At 68.6% G+C, this 20,293-nt stretch carries 12 protein-coding genes and 3 rRNA genes; 5 read left to right on the top strand and 10 right to left on the bottom strand.

The annotated features are described in order from the left end of the window. Positions 1–7 precede the first annotated feature (7 nt). The 7 genes from ACSYGN_RS24625 to mtnA all read right to left on the bottom strand — a co-directional run bounded on the left by ACSYGN_RS24625 (position 8) and on the right by mtnA (position 8,958). Complete coding sequence (locus ACSYGN_RS24625) at positions 8–769, bottom strand: response regulator (RefSeq protein WP_460399127.1); 762 nt, start codon at positions 767–769, stop codon at positions 8–10. A gap of 205 nt (positions 770–974) precedes the next feature. Further along, complete coding sequence (gene hpf, locus ACSYGN_RS24620) at positions 975–1,664, bottom strand: ribosome hibernation-promoting factor, HPF/YfiA family (RefSeq protein WP_460399125.1); 690 nt, start codon at positions 1,662–1,664, stop codon at positions 975–977. Between the two features lie 314 nt (positions 1,665–1,978). Next, entirely contained in the window at positions 1,979–2,944 is a 966-nt protein-coding gene (locus ACSYGN_RS24615) for a ComF family protein (RefSeq protein WP_460399123.1), read from the bottom strand. Between the two features lie 247 nt (positions 2,945–3,191). Then, positions 3,192–5,039, bottom strand: a complete 1,848-nt coding sequence (locus tag ACSYGN_RS24610) for an LpqB family beta-propeller domain-containing protein (protein WP_460399121.1) — start codon at positions 5,037–5,039, stop codon at positions 3,192–3,194. Beyond that, positions 5,029–7,119, bottom strand: coding sequence for an MtrAB system histidine kinase MtrB (gene mtrB / locus ACSYGN_RS24605; RefSeq protein WP_460399119.1), 2,091 nt, complete (start codon positions 7,117–7,119; stop codon positions 5,029–5,031). The genes ACSYGN_RS24610 and mtrB overlap by 11 nt, the downstream gene beginning before the upstream one ends. Before the next feature lies 1 nt (position 7,120). Further along, the gene (gene mtrA / locus ACSYGN_RS24600; protein WP_383780672.1) at positions 7,121–7,810 is read right to left on the bottom strand and encodes a two-component system response regulator MtrA; all 690 of its coding nucleotides are present in this window, start codon (positions 7,808–7,810) and stop codon (positions 7,121–7,123) included. A gap of 8 nt (positions 7,811–7,818) precedes the next feature. Continuing rightward, positions 7,819–8,958 carry an S-methyl-5-thioribose-1-phosphate isomerase gene (gene mtnA / locus ACSYGN_RS24595; RefSeq protein WP_460399116.1) on the bottom strand — a complete coding sequence of 380 codons (1,140 nt, stop codon included), beginning with the start codon at positions 8,956–8,958 and terminating at the stop codon, positions 7,819–7,821. Positions 8,959–9,099: 141 nt separating this feature from the next. Here mtnA and ACSYGN_RS24590 point away from each other — a divergent pair, with 141 nt between their 5' ends. From ACSYGN_RS24590 to ACSYGN_RS24570, 5 genes are read left to right on the top strand one after another with little or no spacing between them, the layout of a single operon-like run. After that, positions 9,100–10,509, top strand: coding sequence for a glycerophosphoryl diester phosphodiesterase membrane domain-containing protein (locus ACSYGN_RS24590; protein ID WP_460399114.1), 1,410 nt, complete (start codon positions 9,100–9,102; stop codon positions 10,507–10,509). 4 nt (positions 10,510–10,513) lie between these two features. Then, the gene (locus ACSYGN_RS24585) at positions 10,514–11,329 is read left to right on the top strand and encodes a DUF4129 domain-containing protein (protein WP_460399112.1); all 816 of its coding nucleotides are present in this window, start codon (positions 10,514–10,516) and stop codon (positions 11,327–11,329) included. Then, complete coding sequence (locus tag ACSYGN_RS24580; RefSeq protein ID WP_460399111.1) at positions 11,326–12,552, top strand: DUF4350 domain-containing protein; 1,227 nt, start codon at positions 11,326–11,328, stop codon at positions 12,550–12,552. The genes ACSYGN_RS24585 and ACSYGN_RS24580 overlap by 4 nt, the downstream gene beginning before the upstream one ends. Continuing rightward, complete coding sequence (locus tag ACSYGN_RS24575) at positions 12,552–13,541, top strand: AAA family ATPase (protein WP_460399109.1); 990 nt, start codon at positions 12,552–12,554, stop codon at positions 13,539–13,541. The genes ACSYGN_RS24580 and ACSYGN_RS24575 overlap by 1 nt, the downstream gene beginning before the upstream one ends. Next, positions 13,541–14,851: a DUF58 domain-containing protein gene (locus ACSYGN_RS24570; RefSeq protein WP_460399107.1), complete on the top strand. Its 1,311-nt coding sequence runs from the start codon at positions 13,541–13,543 to the stop codon at positions 14,849–14,851. The genes ACSYGN_RS24575 and ACSYGN_RS24570 overlap by 1 nt, the downstream gene beginning before the upstream one ends. A 120-nt stretch (positions 14,852–14,971) precedes the next feature. On the opposite strand, the gene rrf is transcribed toward ACSYGN_RS24570, so the two are convergent. The 3 genes from rrf to ACSYGN_RS24555 all read right to left on the bottom strand — a co-directional run bounded on the left by rrf (position 14,972) and on the right by ACSYGN_RS24555 (position 20,126). Continuing rightward, a 5S ribosomal RNA gene (rrf, locus tag ACSYGN_RS24565) occupies positions 14,972–15,088 on the bottom strand. Positions 15,089–15,176: 88 nt separating this feature from the next. After that, positions 15,177–18,295, bottom strand: a 23S ribosomal RNA gene (locus ACSYGN_RS24560). A gap of 305 nt (positions 18,296–18,600) precedes the next feature. After that, positions 18,601–20,126 (bottom strand): 16S ribosomal RNA (locus ACSYGN_RS24555). The 16S, 23S and 5S rRNA genes sit together here, the layout of an rRNA operon. Positions 20,127–20,293: the final 167 nt, after the last annotated feature.

Below are 20,293 nucleotides of genomic sequence, written 5' to 3'. Positions count from 1 at the left end.
GGCGGTATCAGCGGATCTCGAGGATCTTCTCCCGCATCGCGTACACCACTGCCTCCATCCTGGAGTGCAGCTGCAGCTTCTCCAGGATGTTGCGCACATGGTTCTTCACGGTGTTCTCGGAGATGTACAGCTCCTTGGCGATGTCACGGTTGTTCATCCCCGTGGCGACGAGCTTGAGCACCTCCAGCTCACGGTCCGTCAACCGCGGTGCGGGCACCAGGCGCCGCTCGTCGGTGCGCTGGATCATCGACTTGAACTCGGTGAGCAGCTTCGACGCCATGGACGGACTGATCTGTGACTGTCCGTCGGCCACCGCGCGGATGGCGGTGGCGACCTCGTCGGTGGAGATCTCCTTGAGGAGATAGCCGGTCGCGCCCGCCTTGATCGCGTCGTAGAGGTCGGCCTCCTCGTCACTGATCGTCAGCATGATGATCTTGGCGCTGGGTGCCACCTCCTTGATGGAGGTGCAGGCCTCGATACCGCCCCGCTTGGGCATCCGCACATCCATCAGGACGATGTCGGGCAGCAGATCGGCCGCCTTGTCCACGGCTTCGGCGCCGTCCCCGGCCTCGCCGACGACCTGGATGTCCTCCTCGGCGGCGAGCACGATCTCCAGACCACGGCGGAAGAGGGCGTGGTCGTCGACGACAAGGACTCTGATCGGCTCCTTGCGTGAAGCGGTCGCACCCGTGTCCGGGCCCGGCCGAGAGCCCGTGCCGACGACGCCGTCGGCACCCGCCTCATGCATCGGTCCGAAGCTGTCCGCCATCGTTCCTCCCCCTGAAGGCTGTGGCCTGCGGTCCTGCGCCATCGCCAACCCAAGGCAGCGGCCCACCGGTTGGGCCGCACGGCCATGATTCCATGAACGCGCGACGGGACGGCGCCGACGCGGGCGCGAAGTGGTGGCACACCGGTGCCCCTGGGGGCGCACACGCGCTCCAGGGGCACCGCCTCAGCTGCCGGCCGGGTGCGGGTCAGCCGCCGAGGGAACCGCCCGCGTCGGACAGGGGCACCTCGGTGACCATCGTGTCGGTCCGCAGGTGGATCACGCCGTAGTCGTACGCGTGCCGCCGGTAGACGACACTGGGCTCCTTCGTCTCGGAGTCGACGAACAGATAGAAGTCGTGCCCGACCAGTTCCATCTCGTACAGCGCCTGGTCAAGGGTCATCGGGGCGGCGACGTGGGTCTTCTCGCGGACGATCAGCGGGCCTTCGCCCTGCACCTCCAGCGAACCGATCTTCTTCGTGGGCACCCCGCCCTGCTCTTCCTCCCCCACGATGTCGCCGCTGCCGTTCAACGTGGCCGCGCCCGGGACGTGGTCCGGGACCTCGGCGGCCGAGATACGGCGTCCGCGGCGCGAGTAACGCTTGTCGTGCTGCTTGCGCAGCCGGGCCTCCAGCTTCTCCGCCGCAAGATCGAGGGCCGCGTATGCATCGCTGGCCGCTGCCTCCGCCCGGATCACCGGACCACGGGAGCGGAGCGTGATCTCCACTCGGTCAGAACGGTCGGCCTGTCGCGGGTTGGGCTCCTTGGACACCTCGACGTCGAGGCTGATCACCTTGCCATCGAGCTTCTGGATCTTCTCCAGCTTCAGCTTCTCGACCACGTGCTTGCGGAACCGCTCGGGCACCTCGGTCTTGTGGCCCTTGACGACGATGTCCACGCAGAACTCCGTTCCCGGATCGCTCCGCACAGCGGCAGAGCGTCTCCCTTTTGCACCCGGCTCCGGTGAGCCCCGGAACCTCGGACTCGGTGACCTTCCACCTCCTCCTCCCCCACGGGCGAGTTCCCCATCCCGCAGCCGTGAGTGACTCGGAATACTCCGGCACGGCATTCGGATATGAGGGGTATGGCCTGCGGCTTTCCCTCACAACCTGAACATATCTCGCCGGGAGGTATGTCGTCACCCTCTATCGAGCCGTACCTCCGTTCAGCTGAATTGACCTTCTCAATGCCTGCAACGACCCACGTCTGCGGTCAGTTCCGGAATATTTCGAAGGAATCCGGAGGGGCGGCGACCACGGCGGCCGGCACCGTGCCGACGGCGCTGTCCGCGACCGCCAATTCCGGTGCGCCATACACGCAGTTCTCCTTCGCTTGTCTCCCCCCGTTCCTCGCCCCCCTTGGTCCGTCCCTCCGTTCCTCCATGCCTTCCCTGCGCACCGCCGCGTACACAGCCGCCGCCGCATCGCTCCCGTCTCTCGCATCACTCCTCTCCGGCTCCGGGGTGTCCCCTGCGGCGGCCCGCAGTGCACGCGCCGCCTCCGCCAGCGTGGCGCCCGTGGTCAGCAGGTCGTCGACGAGGACGACCCGCGCCCCGGCGAGCAGCCGTCCGCCGCCCGGCACCGTCTCCAGCGCACCTGCGAGATTGGCCAGCCGCTGCCGGGAGCCGAGCCCCGACTGGTCGGCCACCGTCCGCCGCTGCCGCAGCACCGCGAGCACCCTGGCCCCGATGCCGGTCCGCCGCAGCTCACCGGCCGCCGCGAGTGCGATCCGCCGCACCGGGTCGTGCCCCCGCGCCCGCACCGCCCAGCGCGCGGAGGGAACCGGCACCAGCAGCACCGCCCCGGTGGCCCCACGGAACCCCGGCAACCGCCCCTCGTGCCCCGTCGACGCGCTCCCGGGCCCGGTCGGCGCCGCTGTCCGCACCTCCCGCAGCGCCGCGCGCACGGAGCCCGCCAGCGCTTCGCCCAGGGGCGTCGCAAGGGCCAGCGCACCGCGTTCCTTGTGGGCGAGGAGAGCCGCGCGCACCGCGTCCGTGTACGGCGCCGCCGCGCACACCACGGGCAGCCCGGGCGGCTCCGGCACCGGCCGCACCCGGCGCGCCGCGGCTCCGGTCAGCGCCCGGCGGCACCGCGGGCAGAGCACCGCCCGGGGCCTTCCGCAGCCGCCGCAATCGGCCGGAAGGACCAGGTCGGTGAGGTCCTGCCACCACCCCCGCATCACCCCACTGTGCCCCGCCCGCCAGGAGTCGGCCACCCCTGTGGACAACACCCTGTGGACAACTCACCGCGGCACACCACGGGCCTCACACGCACGAGTGACCGCCCGTCAACAACCCGTGCGCCGCCCGCCGACCATGCGTACCTGATCCGGGACAGCCCGTACTCGACCGCCCGGCCACCCGACCGCTGGATCGCCGGACTACCCGACCGCCCGACAAGCGACCGGCCTTCCGACGGCCCGCGCCTCACCCGGGATAGACCGGCCCCGACCCCGCCTTGACCAGCTTCTGCCACTGCGCCCCGGAGGGCAGCCGCACGATGCCGTCCTCCGAGTGCGCCACCAGCGGCATCCGGTCGTCCTCGGACGCGGCGATCTCCTTCACCCCGGTCACCGCGGCCGGTGCCTGGCCCTCCGGTACGGAGCCGTCGACCTGGGCGTAGCGCATCTGCTGGAGGCCGCCGTGCTCGTTGCCCACGACGACGAGCCGGCTGTCCCCCGCCCACGACATGGCCGTGACGTCCTCCAGATCGGGGGCGACGGACCGCAGGTCGAGGACGGCGACGTCCGGCTGCTTCCCGGGCTTCGTCTCGGTGCGCTGGATACGGCCGACGAGCAGGGAGCGCTGGCCGTTCTTCTCGACGCGGAGCGCGATCCGCGTCCCGTCGGCGGCAACCCGTACCGCCACTATCCGGCCGTCGAGCTGCGGGGTCCGCACAGTGAGCGGCTGCCCGGAGCCCTGCTGCAGCAGGACCAGCCGAGGAGCGGCGGTGTCGCGGTCGGCAACCCACAGATCGCCCCGGGAGTCCCAGCTGGGGGCGGTCAGGCCGTCCTCGGCGGTCTTGCCGTTGCTGACCAGCACGGGCTCCCCGAGCGAGCCGCTCGACGCCACCGAGGCCACGTAGAGCGACCTCCCGTCGGTGGTGACTCCGGCCGCGGTGTGCTCGTCGCGGGAGACGGCCACCGACTCCAGCGGCTTGACGCCCTCACCGAGCGCGCCCGGGACCGTCTCCGGGGTCGTGACAGTGCTTCCTGCCGGGATGCGCACCAGCCGGTGCTTGTCGTCCAGGAAGTACACGTACTCGGGCCGGTTCTCGGGCCGGTTCGCCGCGCCGTGCGCGGCGACCGCCTCGGCATGGTCCTCGTCGAGCGTGCACAGCGCGCTGCCGTCCGTTGCCTCCAGTTCGACCGTGTCGACCGTGGGCGTCAGGCTCTGGAGCGTGAACAGGATCTGGGTCGCCATCTCGGTGCACCGGGCGGGAGCGACCTTCTTCGGCTTCACGTTCAGCGGCACCGTGAGCTTGTTCTGATCGTCGGGTGTCAGTGACGCGACGCCCTTGCGCAGCGCCACGTCGGTGGGGAAGCTCGAGCGGACCACGGGGCTGAGCCGGGTGGTGGGCCCGTTCAGCAGCGAACGCACGACCTGCGTCATCGGGTCGACGCGCTCGCGCACGTACACGGGATCCGCCACGGCCGCGGGCTGGCTCCCGGACGCAGTGTCCGAGGCGAAGTAGTACTTGTTCACGGACATGTAGTTGCGCTGGAAGTCCGACCTGGCCATGACGATGCCCTGGGGCAGCCCGTCGATGCGCCACTGGTCGGACTTGGTGTCACGCACGAGGTGCACCGGCTTGCTGTACCCCCCGGCGGTGGGCGAGTACGCCTGCTGCGTGTCCACCGTGGAGACGCTGTTGCCGGTCAGCAAGTAGGTGAGGCTGTCGGCGCTCTCCCGCCCGCCCGCCGCTCGGTCGAGCTCGATGCTCGGCCCGTTCTCCAGCACGGTCGTGGACCTCTCCGGCTGCCACCTGTGCGCCGCGTCGGCCGTGAGGTACTTGCGCGCGGTGTCGTAGTGCGGATCGTCGCTGGTCAGCGCCTCCAGGAAGCCCTGCACTATCTCCGCGGGCAGCGCGTCCTCGCGGGGCGGCATGGCGAAGACCCGTACCTGGGTGTCCTGCCGCGGCGTGGACGCCACGTCGCGCAGGTCCCCGTTGTCGGGCATCGAGGCGCACCCCGCCAGCAGGACGACGCCGAAGGCGGCGCACGCCGCGGCACGCCCTGGTCGGCGCAGGGGGCTCCCCGCGCGGTCAGCGCCCACGAAATGCCTCCCCTGGCTGATGCGCGTCCTGCGGCCCTGCGGCCCGGCCCGGGCCGCTGTCACCCGCCGTGTCGGCGGGCGGCGCGCCCTCGGGGCGGCGTACGCCCGCGGCGGCGGCTCTCGGCACCACGCGCGCGCCGTTGCCGTTGCCGGGCAGCGCGGCCGGATCGGCGGCGGGGTTGCCGCCGGTCGGCCGCGGCGTGATGGTCGCCCCGTTCGGCAGCGGCGGCACCGGTCCCGTGCCGGGCTGGGCGGGTACGGTGGCGGACTTGGTGCCGCTGCCGCTGGGCAGTCCGGCGTCGTCGAGGCCGCGGTTGCGGCGCGAGTCCTTGGGTTCGAGCGGTATCGGCGAGCCTCGCAGCGGTTCGTCCGCGGTGCGCGGCAGGGTCAGCCGGAACTGCGAGCCGCCGCCCGGCTCGCCCCATGCCTGGAGCCAGCCGCCGTGCAGCCGGGCGTCCTCCAGCGCGATGGACAGGCCGAGGCCCGTACCACCGGTGGTGCGCGCGCGTGCCGGGTCGGCCCGCCAGAAGCGGCTGAAGACGCGGGTGGCCTCGCCGGGCTTGAGCCCGACGCCGTAGTCGCGCACCGCGATGGCGACGGCACCGCCCGCGGAGGCCAGCCGGACGACGACGTCCTTGCCCTCGCCGTGCTCCACGGCGTTGACGACCAGGTTGCGCAGGACGCGCTCCACGCGGCGGGCATCGGCCTCGGCGACCACGGGCTGCTGGTCGCCGGTGACGCGGATGCGCGAGCTCTTGCGCTCGGCGAGCGGCTCGGCGCCGCTGACGACCCGGCGCACGACCTCCCTGAGGTCGATCGGCTCGGCCTCCAGGGCCGCCGCCCCGGCGTCGAAGCGGCTGATCTCCAGCAGGTCGGCCAGCAGCGACTCGAACCGGTCCAGCTGGTCGGCGAGCAGCTCCGCGGACCGCGCGGTCACGGGGTCGAAGTCCTCCCGCGCCTCGTGGATGACATCGGCGGCCATCCGTACGGTGGTCAGCGGGGTGCGCAGCTCGTGCGACACGTCGGAGACGAACCGGCGCTGCATCCGGGAGAGGTCCTCCAGCTGCTGGATCTTGAGCTGGAGGTTCTGCGCCATCTTGTTGAAGGCCTCGCCCAGGCGCGCGATGTCGTCCTCGCCGGTGACCTTCATACGTTCCTGGAGGCGTCCCGCGGACAGCCTTTCCGCGATCCCCGCGGCCATGCGGACCGGGGTGACGACCTGGCGCACCACGAGCCAGGCGATGGCGCCGAGCAGCACCACGACGAACAGCCCGGCCGTCGCCAGCGTCGTCTTGACGAGGCTCAGCGACTTCTCCTCCTGGGTGAGCGGGAAGAGGTAGTAGAGCTGGTACGGGTCGCCGTTCGGGTCGTTGACCTGCTTGCCGATGACGAGGGCGGGCTGGGACTGCTGGTCCTGGTCCTTGTAGACGATGCGGGTGTAGCTCTGCGCGGCCACCGGGCTCGCGTCGACCCGCTCGCGGAGGTTCTCGGGCACGCTGACGTTGGGGTCGACGCCGCCGGAGGCGCGCGGTCCGCGTCCGCCGCCGCTGTTCTGGCCCGCGGGCAGCGTCACCACGTCGAAGGCGCCCTGGCCGCCGCTGGAGAGCGATTCGACGAGATCGCTCATCCACTGGATGACGTTCTGGGAGGGGCGGCTGCCGTCCGAGGCGGTGGTGCCCTCTCCGGTTCCGGCGGCGGCCTCGTCGGCCTTCTGCCTGGCCACCCCGAAGCCGCCGGTGGCCTGGCTCTGCGACGCCTTGACCTTGGCGTCGAGCAGTCCGTTGCGCACCTGGCCGATGACGACGAAGCCGAGCATCAGGACGACGCCCAGCGACATCAGCAGGGTCGTGGCGACCACCCTGAGCTGGATGTTGCGCCGCCACAGCCGCATCACGGGCAGCAGCGGCCGGCGCACCCAGCGCAGCAGCAGCCTCAGGACCGGGCTGCCCTGGACCCCGCCCTGCAGCAGCCCGCCCGCCAGGACGCGCCTCCAACGCGAGCCCGGCGTCCTCCGGCCGACAGGCCGCTCCCCGCCGGCTCCCGGCCTGCCGGGAGCCGAAGCGGCACTGTCCCCGGACATGTCAGCTCGGTCCCGCCTTGTATCCGACGCCACGGACGGTCACCACGATCTCCGGGCGCTCCGGGTCTTTCTCGACCTTGGAGCGCAGCCGCTGGACGTGGACATTGACGAGGCGGGTGTCGGCGGCGTGCCGGTAGCCCCAGACCTGCTCCAGGAGCACCTCTCGGGTGAACACCTGCCACGGCTTGCGGGCCAGCGCGACCAGCAGGTCGAACTCCAGCGGCGTCAGCGCGATGGAGTGCCCGTCGCGCTTCACGGAGTGCCCGGCCACGTCGATGACCAGGTCGCCTATGGCGAGCTGCTCCGGCGCCGGCTCCTCCGACCTGCGCAGCCGCGCCCGGATCCGGGCGACCAGCTCCTTCGGCTTGAACGGCTTCACGATGTAGTCGTCTGCGCCCGACTCCAGGCCCACGACGACGTCGACGGTGTCGCTCTTGGCCGTGAGCATCACGATCGGCACCCCGGACTCCGCCCTGATCAGGCGGCACACCTCGATGCCGTCCCGGCCGGGCAGCATCAGGTCGAGCAGCACCAGGTCGGGCTTGGCCTCACGGAACGCAGCCAGCGCCTTGTCGCCGTCGGCCACGAAAGACGGCTCGAAACCCTCACCACGCAACACGATGCCGAGCATCTCGGCCAGTGCGGTGTCGTCATCGACGACAAGGACTCGTCCCTTCATAAACGACATCATCCCATTAGCTAAATCGTTACCTGGCGTGACCTGGCACACAGACCGGCAAGCGCCTCGGCCGTCACGGGTGACACAACGCCTTCCTCGGTGACGATCGCCGTCACCAACTCCGGTGGCGTCACGTCGAATGCCGGGTTGTACGCCTGAGTTCCCAGGGGTGCCACCGGAATCCCGCCTCCCGCTCCGGCCACCGGCACCTGGGGTGCTGTGACCTCGGTCACCTCGTATCCGGGGCGCTGTTCCACCTCGATGGACGCCCCGTCCGGCGTCTTAGGATCCATCGTCGTGACGGGTGCCACGACGATGAACGGCACATGGTGATACCGCGCGAGCACCGCGAGCGGATAGCTCCCCACCTTGTTCGCCACCGAACCGTCGGCCGCGATGCGGTCCGCCCCGACGAGCACCGCGTCCACCTCCCCGGCCGCGAACAGCGAACCCGCCGCGCCGTCGGTCAGCAGTGTGTACGCCATGCCGCTGCGTGCCGCCTCATAAGCCGTCAGGCGAGCACCTTGCAGCAACGGACGCGTTTCGTCCACCCAGAGGCGCCTGAGCCGTCCCTCCCGGTGTGCCGCGCGGGCCACCGCGAACGCCGTCCCCTCGCCGCCGGACACCAGCGAGCCGGTGTTGCAGTGGGTGAGGACGCGGTGGCCGCCACCGGGCAGCAACTCGTCGAGGAGGGCGAGCCCGTGCTGGGCCATCCGGGCGCTGGCCTCGGCATCCTCCTGGTGCAGCGCGCGTGCCGCGGCCAGCGCCATCGCCGACGACAGCTTCGAGTCCCCGGTCCTGGCGAGCCCGGCACGGTACGCGGCCTCGGCGCGGCGCACCCCGTGCGAGAGGTTCACCGCCGTGGGGCGGGCGGCCACCAGCGCGTTCACCGCCTCGTCGACGTCGAAGCCACGGGCGGCGGCGAGCGCGACACCGTAGGCACCGGCGATGCCGAGCAGGGGCGCGCCGCGCACGGCGAGCGAGCGGATCGCGTCGACCAGCGCCGACGCGTCCGTGCACACCAGCTCGACCTCCTCCGTCGGCAGTCTCGTCTGGTCCAGGAGGACCAGCACCGGGCCCTCGGGTGGCTCCTCCCAGCGGATCACGGGGATCTCGGTGGGCCGGTTGTCGTCGCCGGATCGCGCGTACTGATCAGCCATGCGGTCAGTCTGCCCCGGAACCGGCGGACAATTGAAGGTGCGCAGCCCATACGGGGGCCGCTGACCTTGTGACCTGCGCATGGCACGATGGCTCCGAACCAGCCGACGCCACCGCCGGACGCGCACCGTGAAGGAGCGACGATGAACGACTCTCCGGGCTGGGCCTCGCCCGGATCCGCCCCGTCCGACAGGCAGGAGCCCGGCGCGTCCCGTCCCGCCGGTCCCGAGGGGCCGCCCAGCGATCCGCCAGGCCAGAACCCGGCGGGCGCCGGTTCGAAGTGGTCGAGCGACCAGCCGCCGTCCGGACAGTGGTCCGCGCCCACGGGCGCCCCGGCCCCCGGCCAGACACCTCCTCCGCCTCCGCCCGGCCAGGGCTGGGGCGGCGGACCCGGCGGCCCGGGCAGTCCCGGCGGCCCGGGCAGTCCCGGTGGCCCGGGCAGTCCCGGTGGCTACGGCGGTCCCGGGGGTCCGGGAGGCCCGGGAGCCCCCGGTGGGTACGGGTACGGCGGCTACGGCCCGCCCGGCGGTTACGGCGCCCCGTGGGGCGGCTGGGGCGGTCCGCCGCCCGCCGCCAAGCCCGGCGTGATCCCGCTGCGCCCGCTGGGCGTCGGCGAGATCCTCGACGGCGCGATGTCCACGATGCGGGCCTACTGGCGCACGGTCCTGGGCATCTCCCTGACCGTCGCGATCGTCACCCGGACCATCACCGTGCTGTTCCAGGGCCTCGTCCTGAACGACCTCGCCGGCTCCGACGCGCTCGACGACCCGAACGCCAGCGGCGGCGAACTGGCCCGCGCCGTCGGAGACACCTTCGCGGGCCTCGGCGTCGTCTGGCTGATCACCCTGATCGGCACCGTGATAGCCACCGCCCTGCTGACGGCCGTCACCAGCCGCGCCGTGCTCGGCAAGCCGGTGACGGCAGGCGAGGCATGGCGTGACGCCCGCCCCCAGATTCTGAGGCTGTTCGGCCTGATCCTCCTGATGATCCTCATCGCCGTCGGTGTAGTCCTCGCCGGCACCGCGCCCGGCATCATCGTGGGCTTCTCCGCGTCCGGCCCCGCGGGCGCCGTGCTCGCCGTCGTCGGCGCCATCGCGGCCTTCGTCGTCACGCTGTGGCTCATGATCCGCTTCTCGCTGGCCTCGCCCGCCCTGATGCTCGAGAAGCAGAGCGTCCGGAAGTCGTTGAGCCGCTCCGTGAAGCTCGTGCGCGGCTCCTGGTGGCGGGTCTTCGGCATCCAGCTGCTCGCCATGATCATCGCGAACCTCATGGCATCGATCATCGCCATCCCGTTCACCTTCGCCGCCATGGCGCTGGACGGCAACGGCGTCACCGGGTTCCTGGAGAACTCCAGCGACCAGGTCGGCTGGACCTTCCTCATCATCAGCGGCATCGGCGCGGTGATCGGCTCCATGATCACCTTCCCGATCACGGCCGGTGTCGTCGTCCTGCTCTACATCGACCAGCGCATCCGCCGCGAGGCCCTCGACCTCGAACTGGCCCGCGCAGCCGGTGTCCAGGGCTACGGCCCCACCCCCGCCCCCGGGAGCTGACGGCGTGCACTGGACGGGGGGAGTGCTCACAGCGGTCCCGGCACCGCAGTACGCCGCGGACACGGCCGCTGGCCCGCTGACGCGGGCCGCGGACACGGCCGTACGGACGCTGCTGCACGGCCACGGCGCCGCCCTGCTGTCCCTGGCGCGCGCCGACGGCGAACCACCGGTGACGATCCCGCGCGACCCCGCGCAGAAGGCGGCCCGCCGCGAACTCTCCAAGCGGCTGTACCACCAGAACGACCCCAGCCTGTACGAGCGCGCCCTGAACGCGTTCTGGGACTGGCTCGGCAAGCTGTTCGGCGCCGCCTCGTCCGCCACCCCCGGCGGCACCGTAGGCCTGGTCGTCATCGCCCTGGCCGTCGTGGCCGTGGCGATCGCCCTGTGGTGGCGTCTCGGCACCCCGCGCCGCCAGGCCGTCTCCACGCCCGCCCTGTTCGACGACCGCCCCCGCAGCGCCGCCGAACACCGCGCCTCCGCCGAGGCGCACGCCGCCCAAGGCCACTGGAACCCCGCCCTCCAGGAACGTATGCGGGCCATCGTCCGCTCCCTCGAGGAACGCGCCCTGCTCGACGTCCGCCCCGGCCGCACCGCCGACGAAGCCGCCGCGGACGCCGCCGGCGCCCTCCCCGGACACACCGACCGGCTGTCCGCCGCGGCCCGCGAGTTCGACGACGTGACGTACGGCGGCCGAAGGGCGAGCAAGCAGTCGTACCAGCGGATCGCCGAACTCGACCGCGACCTGGAACGCACCAGGCCCGTCCACACGAGCAGCACCCCCAGCACGGCCCACAGCGGCCACCAGGGAGCCGCCTCATGACGACCCGGGCCACCCTCCCGTCCACCCCGGCCACCACCGCCCCGGGCACCACCTCCGTCTCGCCCACCGCCCGCCAGGTGTGGACCCGCTCGCGGGGCATCGCACTCGCCCTCGTCCTCATCGCCGTGGCGGGCGTGGTGATCGCCGCGATCCGCTCCGACACCCGGCACGGCGCCCTCGACCCGCGCTCCGCCGACCCCTACGGCAGCCACGCCGTCGCCGCGCTCCTCGCCGACCACGGCGTCTCCACACGTGTGGTCACCACCCTCGGTCAGGCACAGGCCGCGGCAGGCCCGGACACCACGCTCCTCGTCGCCGTCCCCGACCTGCTGACGAAGAGCCAGCAGACCCGGCTGCACACGGCGACCGCCAACGCCGCCGGACGCACCGTCCTCGTCGCCCCCGGCAGTTGGTCCGTCGAACAACTCGCCCCCGGAGTCACCGCGGACCCCGCCATCAGCGCCAAGACGACGCTCACCCCCGGCTGCAGCCTTCCCGAGGCCCTGCGCGCGGGTCCCGCCGACACGGGCGGCCTGCGCTACACCAGCACCCGCCTCGACACCGACACCTGCTACCCCAGCCAGCGCCTCGCCACCCTCCTGCGCATCCCTGCGGGCTCCGGAGCAGGCGACACCATCGTGCTCGGCTCGCCCGACATCCTCTTCAACAAGCGCCTCGCCCAACAGGGCAACGCCTCCCTCGCCCTTCAGCTCCTCGGCTCCCGAAGCCATCTCGTCTGGTACCTCCCCTCGCTCTCCGACACCACCGCCGCCGGCCCCCAGGGACAGCGCGGTCTGCTCGACCTGCTCCCCGCGGGCTGGCGCTGGGGCACACTCCAGCTCTTCGTCGCAGCGGCCCTCGCCGCCCTGTGGCGGGCACGCAGGCTCGGCCCGCTCGTGCCCGAGAAACTCCCCGTGGCGATCCGCGCCTCCGAGACCGTCGAAGGCCGCGCCCGCCTCTACCGCAAGGCAGACGCCCGTGACCGGGCCGCCGCCGCTCTCCGCTCCACCACCCGCACCCGGCTCGCCCCCCTCGCAGGCGTCCCCGTCGCCCAGGCACACGCTCCCGAGGCTCTGATCCCCGCCCTGTCCGCCCATCTCCACAGCGACGCACCGGCGGCCCTGCACGCCCTCCTCTTCGGCCCGCCACCCGGCGACGACACGGCCCTCGTCGCCCTCACCGACCAACTCGACGCCCTCGAAAGAGAGGTACGCCGTCCATGATGGCCCCGACCACTGACAACGCCGCGTACGCCGGCAATCCGGGCCAGGCCCGGGCCGCGCTGGAGTCCCTGCGCGCCGAGATCGCCAAGGCCGTGGTCGGCCAGGACCCCGCCGTCACCGGCCTCGTCGTCGCCCTCCTGTGCCGCGGACACGTCCTCCTCGAAGGCGTCCCCGGAGTCGCCAAGACCCTCCTCGTCCGCACCCTCGCCGCCGCGCTCGAACTCGACACCAAACGCGTCCAGTTCACCCCCGACCTCATGCCGAGCGACGTGACCGGCTCCCTCGTCTATGACACCCGCACCGCCGAGTTCTCCTTCCAGCCGGGCCCGGTCTTCACCAATCTGCTGCTCGCCGACGAGATCAACCGCACACCGCCCAAGACCCAGTCGTCCCTCCTCGAAGCCATGGAGGAACGCCAGGTCACCGTCGACGGCACCCCGCGTCCGCTCCCCGAGCCCTTCCTCGTCGCCGCCACCCAGAACCCCGTCGAATACGAGGGCACCTACCCTCTGCCCGAAGCCCAACTCGACCGCTTCCTCCTCAAGCTGACGATCCCTCTGCCCTCCCGCCAGGACGAGATCGACGTCGTCACCCGGCACGCCGAGGGCTTCAGCCCGCGCGACCTCCATGCCGCCGGCGTACGCCCCGTCGCCACCGCGACCGACCTCGAAGCCGCCCGCACCGCCGTCGCCAAGACGGCCGTCTCCCCCGAGATCGCGGCCTACGTCGTCGACATCTGCCGCGCCACCCGTGAATCACCCTCCCTCACCCTCGGCGTGTCGCCACGCGGCGCCACCGCCCTGCTCGCCACCTCACGAGCGTGGGCCTGGCTGACCGGCCGCGACTACGTCATCCCCGACGACGTCAAGGCCCTCGCCCTGCCCACCCTCCGCCATCGCGTCCAGTTGCGCCCCGAAGCGGAGATGGAGGGCGTGACCGCCGACTCCGTCATCAACGCCGTCCTCGCCCACGTCCCGGTCCCCCGCTGATGCCGCTCACCGGACGCACCGCACTCATCGCGGCCCTCGGCACCCTCCCCGTCGGTCTGTGGGGGCCCGGCTGGACGGGCGTCCTCGCCGTCGATCTACCCCTGGCGGCCGCCTGCGCATGCGACGTCGCGCTCGCGGCACCCGTACGGCGGATCACGCTCACCCGATCCGGTGACACCTCCGTGCGCCTGGGCGAGACCGCCGACGTGACACTTACCCTGACCAACCCCTCCCGGCGCCCGCTGCGCGCCCGCATCCGCGACGCCTGGCCGCCGAGCAGCTGGGAGCCCGGCACAGAGACCGCGGCCTCCCGGCACCGCCTGACCGTGCCGCCGGGCGAACGCAGACGCCTCACCACCCGCCTCAGCCCCACCCGCCGCGGCGACCGGCAGACCGACCGCGTGACGATCCGCTCCTACGGCCCCCTCGGCCTCTTCTCCCGCCAGGGCACCCACAAGGTCCCCTGGACCGTCCGCGTCCTGCCGCCCTTCACCAGCCGCAAACACCTGCCCGCCAAGCTGGCCCGGCTGCGCGAACTGGACGGCCGCACCAGCCTCCTCCAGCGCGGCGAGGGCACGGAGTTCGACAGCCTGCGCGAGTACGTCCCCGGCGACGACACCCGCTCCATCGACTGGCGCGCCACAGCCCGCCACTCCACCGTCGCCGTCCGCACCTGGCGCCCCGAACGCGACCGGCACATCCTGCTCGTCCTCGACACCGGCCGCACCTCCGCGGGCCGCGTGGGCGACGTGCCACGCCTCGACGCCGCCATGGACGCAGCCCTGCTCCTGGCGGCCCTGGCGTCCCGCGCCGGCGACCGTGTGGACCTGCTGGGCTACGACCGCCGGGTGCGCGCTCTGGTCCAGGGCCGCACGGCGCGCGATGTACTGCCGTCGCTGGTCACCGCGATGGCCACGCTGGAACCCGAGTTGGTGGAGACCGACGCCCGGGGCCTCGCCGCGACCGCACTGCGCTGCGCCCCGCGCCGCTCCCTGCTGGTGCTGCTCACCAGCCTCGACGCGGCACCGGTGGAGGAGGGCCTGCTGCCGGTCCTGCCCCAGCTCACCCAGCGTCATACGGTCCTGGTCGCCTCGGTCGCGGATCCCTACGTCGCGCGGATGGCGAAGGCCCGCGGCAGCACGGACGCGGTGTACCAGGCCGCCGCTGCGGCCCAGGCCCGGACGGAGCGCGACCGCACCGCCGAGCAACTCCGCAGGAACGGGGTCACCGTCGTGGACGCGACTCCGGAGGAGCTGGCGCCGGCGTTGGCGGATGCCTATCTGGCGCTGAAGGCGGCGGGACGTTTGTAGGCCGTCGTAGCCCCCTTGGCAAAGGGGGCACGGCAGCCCGGCAGACGGAAACCGATATGCATGCAGAAACAGAGAAGCCCCCGCACATGGTGTGCGGGGGCTTCCCCTTCATCAAAACTTGTTCGGCGGTGTCCTACTCTCCCACAGGGTCCCCCCTGCAGTACCATCGGCGCTGTGAGGCTTAGCTTCCGGGTTCGGAATGTAACCGGGCGTTTCCCTCACGCTATGACCACCGAAACACTATGAAACTGTCCAGCCACACCACGCAATAAAGCACGTGGGGCTGTTCGTGGTTTCAGAACCAACACAGTGGACGCGAGCAACTGAGGACAAGCCCTCGGCCTATTAGTACCGGTCACCTCCACCAGTTACCTGGCTTCCAGATCCGGCCTATCAACCCAGTCGTCTACTGGGAGCCTTACCCCATCAAGTGGGTGGGAGTCCTCATCTCGAAGCAGGCTTCCCGCTTAGATGCTTTCAGCGGTTATCCCTCCCGAACGTAGCCAACCAGCCATGCCCTTGGCAGAACAACTGGCACACCAGAGGTTCGTCCGTCCCGGTCCTCTCGTACTAGGGACAGCCCTTCTCAAGACTCCTGCGCGCGCAGCGGATAGGGACCGAACTGTCTCACGACGTTCTAAACCCAGCTCGCGTACCGCTTTAATGGGCGAACAGCCCAACCCTTGGGACCGACTCCAGCCCCAGGATGCGACGAGCCGACATCGAGGTGCCAAACCATCCCGTCGATATGGACTCTTGGGGAAGATCAGCCTGTTATCCCCGGGGTACCTTTTATCCGTTGAGCGACGGCGCTTCCACAAGCCACCGCCGGATCACTAGTCCCGACTTTCGTCCCTGCTCGACCCGTCGGTCTCACAGTCAAGCTCCCTTGTGCACTTACACTCAACACCTGATTGCCAACCAGGCTGAGGGAACCTTTGGGCGCCTCCGTTACTCTTTAGGAGGCAACCGCCCCAGTTAAACTACCCATCAGACACTGTCCCTGATCCGGATCACGGACCCAGGTTAGACATCCAGCACGACCAGACTGGTATTTCAACGACGACTCCACCACCACTGGCGTGGCAGTTTCACAGTCTCCCAGCTATCCTACACAAGCCGAACCGAACACCAATATCAAACTGTAGTAAAGGTCCCGGGGTCTTTCCGTCCTGCTGCGCGAAACGAGCATCTTTACTCGTAGTGCAATTTCACCGGGCCTATGGTTGAGACAGTCGAGAAGTCGTTACGCCATTCGTGCAGGTCGGAACTTACCCGACAAGGAATTTCGCTACCTTAGGATGGTTATAGTTACCACCGCCGTTTACTGGCGCTTAAGTTCTCAGCTTCGCCCCACCGAAATGGAGCTAACCGGTCCCCTTAACGTTCCAGCACCGGGCAGGCGTCAGTCCGTATACATCGCCTTACGGCTTCGCACGGACCTGTGTTTTTAGTAAACAGTCGCTTCTCGCTGGTCTCTGCGGCCACCCCCAGCTCAGGGAGAAAATCCCCTCACCAGGCGTGGCCCCCCTTCTCCCGAAGTTACGGGGGCATTTTGCCGAGTTCCTTAACCATAGTTCACCCGAACGCCTCGGTATTCTCTACCAGACCACCTGAGTCGGTTTAGGGTACGGGCCGCCATGAAACTCGCTAGAGGCTTTTCTCGACAGCATAGGATCATCCACTTCACCACAATCGGCTCGGCATCAGGTCTCAGACACATGAGCGGCGGATTTACCTACCACTCGTCCTACACCCTTACCCCGGGACAACCACCGCCCGGGATGGACTACCTTCCTGCGTCACCCCATCGCTCACCTACTACCAGCTCGGATCACCGGCTCCACCACTTTCCCCAACGGTAAACCGAAAGGGAACGGCTTCACGGGCTTAGCATCACCGGATTCGATGCTTTTCGCGTCACAGCGGGTACCGGAATATCAACCGGTTATCCATCGACTACGCCTGTCGGCCTCGCCTTAGGTCCCGACTTACCCTGGGCAGATCAGCTTGACCCAGGAACCCTTGGTCAATCGGCGCACACGTTTCTCACGTGTGAATCGCTACTCATGCCTGCATTCTCACTCGTCAACCGTCCACAACTCGCTTCCGCGGCTGCTTCACCCGGCAGACGACGCTCCCCTACCCATCACAGCGGGCGTTGGCCCTCATGCTGCAATGACACGACTTCGGCGGTACGCTTGAGCCCCGCTACATTGTCGGCGCGGAATCACTAGACCAGTGAGCTATTACGCACTCTTTCAAGGGTGGCTGCTTCTAAGCCAACCTCCTGGTTGTCTCTGCGACTCCACATCCTTTCCCACTTAGCGTACGCTTAGGGGCCTTAGTCGATGCTCTGGGCTGTTTCCCTCTCGACCATGGAGCTTATCCCCCACAGTCTCACTGCCGTGCTCTCACTTACCGGCATTCGGAGTTTGGCTAAGGTCAGTAACCCGGTAGGGCCCATCGCCTATCCAGTGCTCTACCTCCGGCAAGAAACACACGACGCTGCACCTAAATGCATTTCGGGGAGAACCAGCTATCACGGAGTTTGATTGGCCTTTCACCCCTAACCACAGGTCATCCCCCAGGTTTTCAACCCTGGTGGGTTCGGTCCTCCACGAAGTCTTACCTCCGCTTCAACCTGCCCATGGCTAGATCACTCCGCTTCGGGTCTTGAGCATGCTACTGAACGCCCTCTTCGGACTCGCTTTCGCTACGGCTACCCCACCCGGGTTAACCTCGCAACACACCGCAAACTCGCAGGCTCATTCTTCAAAAGGCACGCAGTCACGAGAGTGTGCAAGCACACTCCGACGCTCCCACGGCTTGTAGGCACACGGTTTCAGGTACTATTTCACTCCCCTCCCGGGGTACTTTTCACCATTCCCTCACGGTACTATCCGCTATCGGTCACCAGGGAATATTTAGGCTTAGCGGGTGGTCCCGCCAGATTCACACGGGATTTCTCGGGCCCCGTGCTACTTGGGTGTCTCTCAAACGAGCCGCTGACGTTTCAGCTACGGGGGTCTTACCCTCTACGCCGGACCTTTCGCATGTCCTTCGCCTACATCAACGGTTTCTGACTCGTCCTGCTGCCGGCAGACAGCAGAAGAGAGATCCCACAACCCCGCATGCGCAACCCCTGCCGGGTCTCACACGCATACGGTTTGGCCTCATCCGGTTTCGCTCGCCACTACTCCCGGAATCACGGTTGTTTTCTCTTCCTGAGGGTACTGAGATGTTTCACTTCCCCTCGTTCCCTCCACACTGCCTATGTGTTCAGCAGCGGGTGACAGCCCATGACGACTGCCGGGTTTCCCCATTCGGAAACCCCCGGATCAAAGCCTGGTTGACGACTCCCCGGGGACTATCGTGGCCTCCCACGTCCTTCATCGGTTCCTGGTGCCAAGGCATCCACCGTGCGCCCTTAAAAACTTGGCCACAGATGCTCGCGTCCACTGTGCAGTTCTCAAACAACGACCAGCCACCCACCACCCCGCACCAACACGCGCGAGTTCACTGGGACCGGCATGCCGAAGGGCGAGCAGCGCTCGCACCCTCAGACACCCAACAGCGTGCCCGACACCCCCGCCCTCTCGTCGTTCCGTTCCACGCCGAAGCAGTACTGGGAAGACACTGAGGTCCAGGTGTGCCGAGTAGTCAACGTTCCACCCATGAGCGACCAGCATCAGACGTTCGCTGATGTTCTGGCGTCTGGACCCCCGAAAGGGCCAGGTGCTCCTTAGAAAGGAGGTGATCCAGCCGCACCTTCCGGTACGGCTACCTTGTTACGACTTCGTCCCAATCGCCAGTCCCACCTTCGACAGCTCCCTCCCACAAGGGGTTGGGCCACCGGCTTCGGGTGTTACCGACTTTCGTGACGTGACGGGCGGTGTGTACAAGGCCCGGGAACGTATTCACCGCAGCAATGCTGATCTGCGATTACTAGCAACTCCGACTTCATGGGGTCGAGTTGCAGACCCCAATCCGAACTGAGACAGGCTTTTTGAGATTCGCTCAGCCTCACGGCATCGCAGCTCATTGTACCTGCCATTGTAGCACGTGTGCAGCCCAAGACATAAGGGGCATGATGACTTGACGTCGTCCCCACCTTCCTCCGAGTTGACCCCGGCAGTCTCCTGTGAGTCCCCATCACCCCGAAGGGCATGCTGGCAACACAGAACAAGGGTTGCGCTCGTTGCGGGACTTAACCCAACATCTCACGACACGAGCTGACGACAGCCATGCACCACCTGTACACCGACCACAAGGGGGACCCTGTCTCCAGGGTTTTCCGGCGTATGTCAAGCCTTGGTAAGGTTCTTCGCGTTGCGTCGAATTAAGCCACATGCTCCGCTGCTTGTGCGGGCCCCCGTCAATTCCTTTGAGTTTTAGCCTTGCGGCCGTACTCCCCAGGCGGGGAACTTAATGCGTTAGCTGCGGCACCGACGACGTGGAATGTCGCCAACACCTAGTTCCCACCGTTTACGGCGTGGACTACCAGGGTATCTAATCCTGTTCGCTCCCCACGCTTTCGCTCCTCAGCGTCAGTAATGGCCCAGAGATCCGCCTTCGCCACCGGTGTTCCTCCTGATATCTGCGCATTTCACCGCTACACCAGGAATTCCGATCTCCCCTACCACACTCTAGCCTGCCCGTATCGACTGCAGACCCGGGGTTGAGCCCCGGGCTTTCACAACCGACGCGACAAGCCGCCTACGAGCTCTTTACGCCCAATAATTCCGGACAACGCTTGCGCCCTACGTATTACCGCGGCTGCTGGCACGTAGTTAGCCGGCGCTTCTTCTGCAGGTACCGTCACTTTCGCTTCTTCCCTGCTGAAAGAGGTTTACAACCCGAAGGCCGTCATCCCTCACGCGGCGTCGCTGCATCAGGCTTTCGCCCATTGTGCAATATTCCCCACTGCTGCCTCCCGTAGGAGTCTGGGCCGTGTCTCAGTCCCAGTGTGGCCGGTCGCCCTCTCAGGCCGGCTACCCGTCGTCGCCTTGGTGAGCCACTACCTCACCAACAAGCTGATAGGCCGCGGGCTCATCCTGCACCGCCGGAGCTTTCCACCCGCCGAGATGCCTCGGCAGGTCGTATCCGGTATTAGACCCCGTTTCCAGGGCTTGTCCCAGAGTGCAGGGCAGATTGCCCACGTGTTACTCACCCGTTCGCCACTAATCCCCACCGAAGTGGTTCATCGTTCGACTTGCATGTGTTAAGCACGCCGCCAGCGTTCGTCCTGAGCCAGGATCAAACTCTCCGTGAATGCTTTTCACGGGAGCGGTACGAGAGGAGGAATAGTCCCCTCGTACACAGCGTCCTCGCTGTATTTTTCTTCAAAGGAACCACGTCCCGACCGGAGATCCGGCCAGAGACGGGGTATCAACATATCTGGCGTTGACTTTTGGCACGCTGTTGAGTTCTCAAGGAACG

It is taken from the genome of Streptomyces sp. YIM S03343 (assembly GCF_054729195.1).
This window is presented reverse-complemented; position numbering and strand designations above follow the sequence as displayed.

Bases quoted from the DNA above. Each gene is read 5' to 3' on its own strand.
- ACSYGN_RS24625 (WP_460399127.1), bottom strand. From the start codon at position 769: ATGGCGGACAGCTTCGGACCGATGCATGAGGCGGGTGCCGACGGCGTC.
- ACSYGN_RS24615 (WP_460399123.1), bottom strand. From the start codon at position 2,944: ATGCGGGGGTGGTGGCAGGACCTCACCGACCTGGTCCTTCCGGCCGAT.
- mtrB (WP_460399119.1), bottom strand. From the start codon at position 7,119: ATGTCCGGGGACAGTGCCGCTTCGGCTCCCGGCAGGCCGGGAGCCGGC.
- mtrA (WP_383780672.1), bottom strand. From the start codon at position 7,810: ATGATGTCGTTTATGAAGGGACGAGTCCTTGTCGTCGATGACGACACC.
- mtnA (WP_460399116.1), bottom strand. From the start codon at position 8,958: ATGGCTGATCAGTACGCGCGATCCGGCGACGACAACCGGCCCACCGAG.
- ACSYGN_RS24590 (WP_460399114.1), top strand. From the start codon at position 9,100: ATGAACGACTCTCCGGGCTGGGCCTCGCCCGGATCCGCCCCGTCCGAC.
- ACSYGN_RS24580 (WP_460399111.1), top strand. From the start codon at position 11,326: ATGACGACCCGGGCCACCCTCCCGTCCACCCCGGCCACCACCGCCCCG.
- ACSYGN_RS24575 (WP_460399109.1), top strand. From the start codon at position 12,552: ATGGCCCCGACCACTGACAACGCCGCGTACGCCGGCAATCCGGGCCAG.
- ACSYGN_RS24570 (WP_460399107.1), top strand. From the start codon at position 13,541: ATGCCGCTCACCGGACGCACCGCACTCATCGCGGCCCTCGGCACCCTC.